Below are 5660 nucleotides of genomic sequence, written 5' to 3' on the forward strand. Positions count from 1 at the left end.
GGTGGGGCTTGTTTGTGCACCGGGCCGCCGGGTGGCTGCCTGCGTTTGCCTTTCCCGGATTCCCTATTCCCTTTTCCCGTCCGCTGCGGGCTCCGGCCAGCGCATCGCGAAGCCGTTCTCGTAGCGCAGGTCGATGTAGGCCGGGGCGCTCGCATGGGTGCCGGCGAGGCGCGGCCAGACGTCGAGGAAGCGCTTGAGGCGCCGCTGCGCGTCGTCACGGCCGAGCTCGACGACCGTGCCCGACGCGAGTTCCAGGCGCCAGCCGCCGCGCAGCGACAGCGCCACCGCGTCGACCGCGAGCCCGCTGCCGGTGAATTCGCGCTGGCATTCGGCGTGGAAGCGCAGCACGTCGTCGAGCCGATCGTCGGGGCCGCTGAGGCGCGGCAGGCCCTGCAGCCCCTCGGCTCCGGCGACGCTGAAGAGCTGGCCACGACGGTTGATCAGGCGATCCTCGCCCCAGCGCGCGTACGGCTGCTGCTCGAGGACGACGAGTTCGACCGTGTCCGGCCAGCGCTTGCGCACTTCGACGCGTTCGACCCACGGCAGCTTCGCGACGGACGCGCGCACGTCGTCGAGGTCGAGCGCGAAGAAGCCCTTGCCGAGCAGCGGCTGCGCCGCCGCGCGGATCTGTTCGGCGCTGACGTGGTCGAAGCGCGCGCTCACGTTGAGCTGCGTGACCGGCCAGCGGTCGCTCGCGAACCAGCCGTTGAGCACGCCGAGGATCGGCAGCGCGACGAGCGTGAGCGCGATGCCCCAGGCGGCGAGCTTGAACGGGAAGCCCGTGCTCATCCGCGCTTCTCCTCGAACGAGGTTTCGAGCACGCGCCAGCACAGGTCCTCGAAGCCGATGCCGAGCGTGCCCGCCGCTTTCGGCACGAGCGAGTGGCTCGTCATTCCCGGCGCGGTGTTCACTTCGAGCAGGTAGTTGCGCCCTTCACGGTCGCGCATGACGTCGACGCGGCCCCAGCCCGAGCATCCCGCCTCGTCGAATGCGGCGAGGGCGAGCGCGCGGATCTCGGCTTCGGCATCGCCATCGAGGCCGGGGCAGATGTACTGCGTGTCCTCGGCGACGTACTTGGCGTGGTAGTCGTAGAACGCGCCCTTGGGCACGATGCGGATCGACGGCAGCGCTTCGCGGCCGAGGATGCCGACGGTGAGTTCGTCGCCGACGATCATCTCCTCGACGAGCAGGTCGCCGGGATAGCGCGCCGCGAGTTCGGCCGCCTCGTCGAGGTCGCCGTCGCGGAACACGCGTGACACGCCGACGCTCGAGCCTTCGCAGGCCGGCTTGACGATCACGGGCAAGCCGAGCTTCGCCGCGGCCGCGTGCACGTCCGGCGTCGCGCCACTGCGCTTGCGCAGCGCGACGAAGCGCGGTGTCGGCAGGCCGGCGGCGATCCACACCTGCTTGGTGCGCACCTTGTCCATCGACAACGCCGAGCCGAGCACGCCCGAGCCCGTGTAGGGCACGTGCAGCGACTCGAGTGCGCCCTGCAGCACGCCGTCCTCTCCACCACCGTGCTGGCCGTGCAGGATGTTGAACACGCGCGCGTAGTGGCCTGCGCGCAGCGCGTCGAGCAGGGCCGGGATGCCATCGACCGCGTGCGCATCGACGCCTTTCGCACGCAGCGCGGCGAGCACGTTGCGACCGGAGTCGAGCGACACCTCGCGCTCGGCCGACTGGCCGCCCATGACCACGGCGACGCGGCCGAAGGCTTTCGCGTCGGGGACGCGAAAGCCGGGATGGGTGACTCGTGATTCGCGATTCGTGAAAGCCGGCATCATGCGGCTCCTTTGGACTTCAGGTGGCCGGCGGCGGCGAGTTCGGTGGCGGTCGCGCCGATGTCGCCGGCGCCGAGCAGGAGCAGCAGGTCGCCGTCGCGCAGCAGCGGCGGCAATGCGGCGGCGAGGTCGCGCGGGCGGTCGACGAGCACGGGATCGACCTTGCCGCGCGCGCGCACGGCGCGCGCGAGCGCGCGGCCATCGGCATTCGCGATCGGGGATTCGCCGGCGGGATAGACGTCGGTGAGCACCAGCACGTCGACTTCGGCGAGCACTTTCGCGAAATCGTCGAGCAGGTCGCGCGTGCGCGAATAGCGATGCGGCTGGAACGCCACGACGAGGCGGCGATCCGGCCAGCCTGCGCGCGCCGCGGCGAACACGGCGGCGAGTTCGCGCGGATGATGGCCGTAGTCGTCGACGAGCAGCGCGCGGCCACGGTCGAGTTCGATGTCGCCGCGCAGCTGGAAGCGGCGCCCGACGCCCTGGAACTGCGCGAGCGCGCGCTGCATCGCTTCCGGAGGCACGCCGAGCTGCCAGCCGACCGCGCACGCGGCGAGCGCGTTGAGCACGTTGTGGCGCCCGGGCAGGTTGAGGCGCACTTCCACGCTCGGCGCGCCCTCGGGGAGGTGCAGGGTGAACCGCGTCGCCTGGCCGTCCTGGCGCAGCTCCGACGCGCGCACATCGGCATCGGCGTCGATCGCATACGTGAGCACGCGCCGGTTCGATGCGTGCGCGAGCGCGGCGACTTCGGGGTCGTCGACGCACAGCACCGCCAGCCCGTAGAACGGCAGCCGGTGCAGGAAATCGGCGAACGCCTTCTTCACGCGTTCGAAGTCGCCGTCGTAGTTCTCCAGGTGGTCGGCGTCGATGTTCGTGACGATCGCGACGACCGGCGACAGCAGCAGGAACGAACCGTCCGATTCGTCCGCTTCGGCGACGAGGTACTCGCCCGTGCCGAGGCGCGCGTTCGCGCCCGCGGCGATGAGCTGGCCACCGATGACGAAGGTCGGGTCGAGCCCGGCTTCGGCAAGCACGCTCGCGGTGAGGCTCGTCGTGGTCGTCTTCCCGTGCGTGCCGGCGACCGCGATGCCGCGCCGGAAGCGCATGAGCTCGCCGAGCATCTCCGCGCGCGGCACGACCGGTATGCGCCGTTCGCGCGCCGCGACGAGCTCGGGATTGTCCGCCCTGATCGCGCTCGACACGACGATCACGTCGGCATCGGCCACGTGCGCGGCCGCATGGCCACGGTCGATGCGCGCGCCGAGGCCGGCGAGGCGGCGCGTCGTCGCATTGTCGGCCTTGTCCGAGCCCGACACCGAATAGCCGAGGTTGCACAGCACCTCGGCGATGCCGCTCATGCCGACGCCGCCGATGCCGACGAAGTGGACGCGGCGGAAGTCCAGCATGATGTCGCCGTGCTGCTCGAGTCGCGCCGGGGTCATGCGCCGGCCTCCAGGCAGATGTCGGCGATGCGCCGCGCCGCGTCCGGCTTGGCGTGCGTGCGCGCCGCATTCGCCATGCGCAGCAGGCGCGCGCGGTCGTTGAGTTCCTCGAACGCCGCACCGAGGCGCTTGACGAACTCGTCGCCCTCGGCGACGAGGCGCGCGGCGCCGGCCGCGACCATCGCTTCGGCGTTCTTCGTCTGGTGGTCGTCGACCGCATGCGGGAACGGCACGAGGATCGATGGCACCCCGGCCGCGGCGAGTTCCGCCAGGGTCAGCGCGCCGGCGCGGCAGATCACCAGATCCGCCCACGCGTACGCGGCCGCCATGTCGTCTTCGAACGGCACGACGTCGGCGTCGATGCCGGCGTTCATGTACGCAGCGCGCGCCTTGTCGAAGTGCTTCGAGCCGCACTGGTGGCGTACCGCCACCGCCATGCGCGACCCGCGCCGGCGCAGCACCTCGGGCAACGCCGCATTGAGGCTCTGCGCACCTTGGCTGCCGCCGAGCACGAGCAGGTGGAGCGGACCTTCGCGGCCCGCGTAGCGCTGCGCGGGCGGCTTCACCGCGGCGATCGACGCGCGCACCGGGTTGCCGACCCATTCGCCGCGCTCGAACACGCCGGGGAAGCCGGTCAGCACGCGCTGCGCGCGGCGCGCGAGCAGGCGGTTGGTGATGCCTGCGATGCTGTTCTGTTCGTGCACGACGAGCGGTACGCCCGAGAGCTGCGCCGCGATGCCGCCCGGCGCGGCGGCATAGCCGCCGAGCGAGATCGCGCAGCGTGGCCGCTGCCGTCCGAGCAGCGCCCGCGCGCCTGCGACCGCGCCGACGAGGCGGAACGGCATCGCAAGCTTGGTCAGCATGGTCTTGCCGCGCAGGCCGCCGATGGAAAGCGTCTCCAGCTGCAGGCGATGGCGCGGCACGAGCTGCGTTTCGAGGCCGCCCTCCGCGCCCAGCCAGATCACCGGCACCTTGCGCGCGACGAGTTCGTCGGCGACGGCGAGTCCGGGGAAGATGTGCCCGCCGGTGCCGCCGGCCATGACCAGCACCGGCCCGTCGCGATCGGCAATGGCGCTCACGTGCGCACCTCGAGCGCCCGGCGCTCGCTGATCACCTGCAGCATCGCCGCCTCGGCGCGCGACACCTCATAGCTCACGCGCGCGAGCAGGCCGATCGCCGCGCACGTCATCATCACGCTCGAACCGCCCGAACTTACCAGCGGCAGGGTCAGCCCCTTGGTCGGCAACACGCCGAGGTTCACGCCGATCGAGACGAGCGCCTGCAGGCCGAGCATCAGCGACACGCCGAACGCACAGTAGCCGGCGAAATGGCGGTTCTGCTCGACCGCGCGCAGGCCGATCGCGAAGCCGCGGCCGACCAGCCAGGCGAACAACGCGAGTACGAGTACGATGCCCGCCAAGCCGAGTTCCTCGGCGAGCACGGCGAGGATGAAGTCGGTGTGCGCTTCGGGAAGGTAGAACAGCTTCTGCACCGAGGCACCGAGCCCCACACCGGTCCATTCGCCACGGCCGATCGCGATCAGCGCCTGGGTCAGCTGGAAACCGTCCTTGAACGGATCGGCCCACGGATCGAGGAACGAGGTGAGGCGCTTGACGCGGTAGTCCTGGCTCAGCGCGGCGATGGCGAGCACGGGCAGCGCGAGCGCGCCGAGCGCCGCGAGGTTGCGCAGGCGCGCACCGCCGAGCCAGACCATGCCGAGCGTGACCGCCATCAGCAGTGTCGCGGAACCGAAGTCCGGTTGCACGAGCAGCAGACCGGCGAAGATCGCGGCGATGCCGAGCGGCTTGAGCACGCCGAGCAGCGTGCCCTGCAGGTTGTCGCGATGGCGCACGAGATAGCTCGCCATGTACATGACGAGCAGGATCTTCACCGCTTCCACCGACTGGAAGCCGATGAAGCCGAAGCGGATCCAACGCCGCGCGCCGTTCACGCGCACGCCGATGAACGGCACGAACACGAGCAGCAGCAGCACCGCGCCGCAGAGCAGCAGCGGCAGCGCATGGCGTTCGAGCCAGGTGAGTTCGATGCGCGCCATCGCGAGCGCGGCGACGAGCCCGACCGCGAGGAACGCGATGTGGCGGTAGAGATAGTAGAACGCGCCGACGTGCTGGCCGTCGGCGATCGCGATCGAGCTCGATGCGACCATCACGAGGCCGAGGCTCGCGAGCAGCATCGCGGCGACGACGAGCCCGAGGTCGTAGCGGCCCCTGACGTCGCCGAAGCGCGTCGCCTGCTGCTCGTCGTTGCTGAAGTCGAAAAGCAGCATCTCAGCGACCCCCATCGAAGCATGCGGCTGCCGCAGGCAGCCGCCCACCGCCCCTCGCCCGCCTCGCGGGAGAGGGGGGGACCCGTTGCGGGGCAAAGGGTGGGGTGAGGGGCATCCGGAGCGCCCCCAGAACCGCACCATCAAAGTAGC

At 71.0% G+C, this 5660-nt stretch carries 5 protein-coding genes; all 5 read right to left on the reverse strand.

Annotated features, from left to right (window positions below):
• Window positions 1-63 precede the first annotated feature (63 nt).
• Genes ACTHK2_RS03220 through ftsW form a run of 5 tightly spaced genes read right to left on the reverse strand, consistent with a single transcriptional unit; the run spans window position 64 to window position 5510 of the window.
• A complete protein-coding gene (locus ACTHK2_RS03220) occupies window positions 64-789 on the reverse strand; it encodes a cell division protein FtsQ/DivIB (protein WP_440244255.1) in 726 nt (241 codons plus the stop codon).
• Window positions 786-1784, reverse strand: coding sequence for a D-alanine--D-alanine ligase (locus ACTHK2_RS03225; RefSeq protein WP_440244256.1), 999 nt, complete (start codon window positions 1782-1784; stop codon window positions 786-788). Before ACTHK2_RS03225 ends, ACTHK2_RS03220 begins: the two co-directional genes overlap by 4 nt.
• Entirely contained in the window at window positions 1781-3223 is a 1443-nt protein-coding gene (gene murC, locus ACTHK2_RS03230) for a UDP-N-acetylmuramate--L-alanine ligase (protein ID WP_440244257.1), read from the reverse strand. The genes ACTHK2_RS03225 and murC overlap by 4 nt, the downstream gene beginning before the upstream one ends.
• Window positions 3220-4263 carry an undecaprenyldiphospho-muramoylpentapeptide beta-N-acetylglucosaminyltransferase gene (gene murG, locus ACTHK2_RS03235; RefSeq protein ID WP_440244259.1) on the reverse strand — a complete coding sequence of 348 codons (1044 nt, stop codon included), beginning with the start codon at window positions 4261-4263 and terminating at the stop codon, window positions 3220-3222. Before murG ends, murC begins: the two co-directional genes overlap by 4 nt.
• A gap of 35 nt (window positions 4264-4298) precedes the next feature.
• A complete protein-coding gene (gene ftsW / locus ACTHK2_RS03240; protein WP_440244258.1) occupies window positions 4299-5510 on the reverse strand; it encodes a putative lipid II flippase FtsW in 1212 nt (403 codons plus the stop codon).
• Between the last annotated feature and the right edge of the window lie 150 nt (window positions 5511-5660).

This window comes from Dokdonella sp. (genome assembly GCF_051958935.1).
Classification (GTDB): domain Bacteria; phylum Pseudomonadota; class Gammaproteobacteria; order Xanthomonadales; family Rhodanobacteraceae; genus Dokdonella_A.

Coding starts and splice junctions, on each gene's coding strand:
- ACTHK2_RS03220 (WP_440244255.1), bottom strand. CDS start 789: ATGAGCACGGGCTTCCCGTTCAAGCTCGCCGCCTGGGGCATCGCGCTC.
- ACTHK2_RS03225 (WP_440244256.1), bottom strand. CDS start 1,784: ATGATGCCGGCTTTCACGAATCGCGAATCACGAGTCACCCATCCCGGC.
- murC (WP_440244257.1), bottom strand. CDS start 3,223: ATGACCCCGGCGCGACTCGAGCAGCACGGCGACATCATGCTGGACTTC.
- murG (WP_440244259.1), bottom strand. CDS start 4,263: ATGGCCGGCGGCACCGGCGGGCACATCTTCCCCGGACTCGCCGTCGCC.
- ftsW (WP_440244258.1), bottom strand. CDS start 5,510: ATGCTGCTTTTCGACTTCAGCAACGACGAGCAGCAGGCGACGCGCTTC.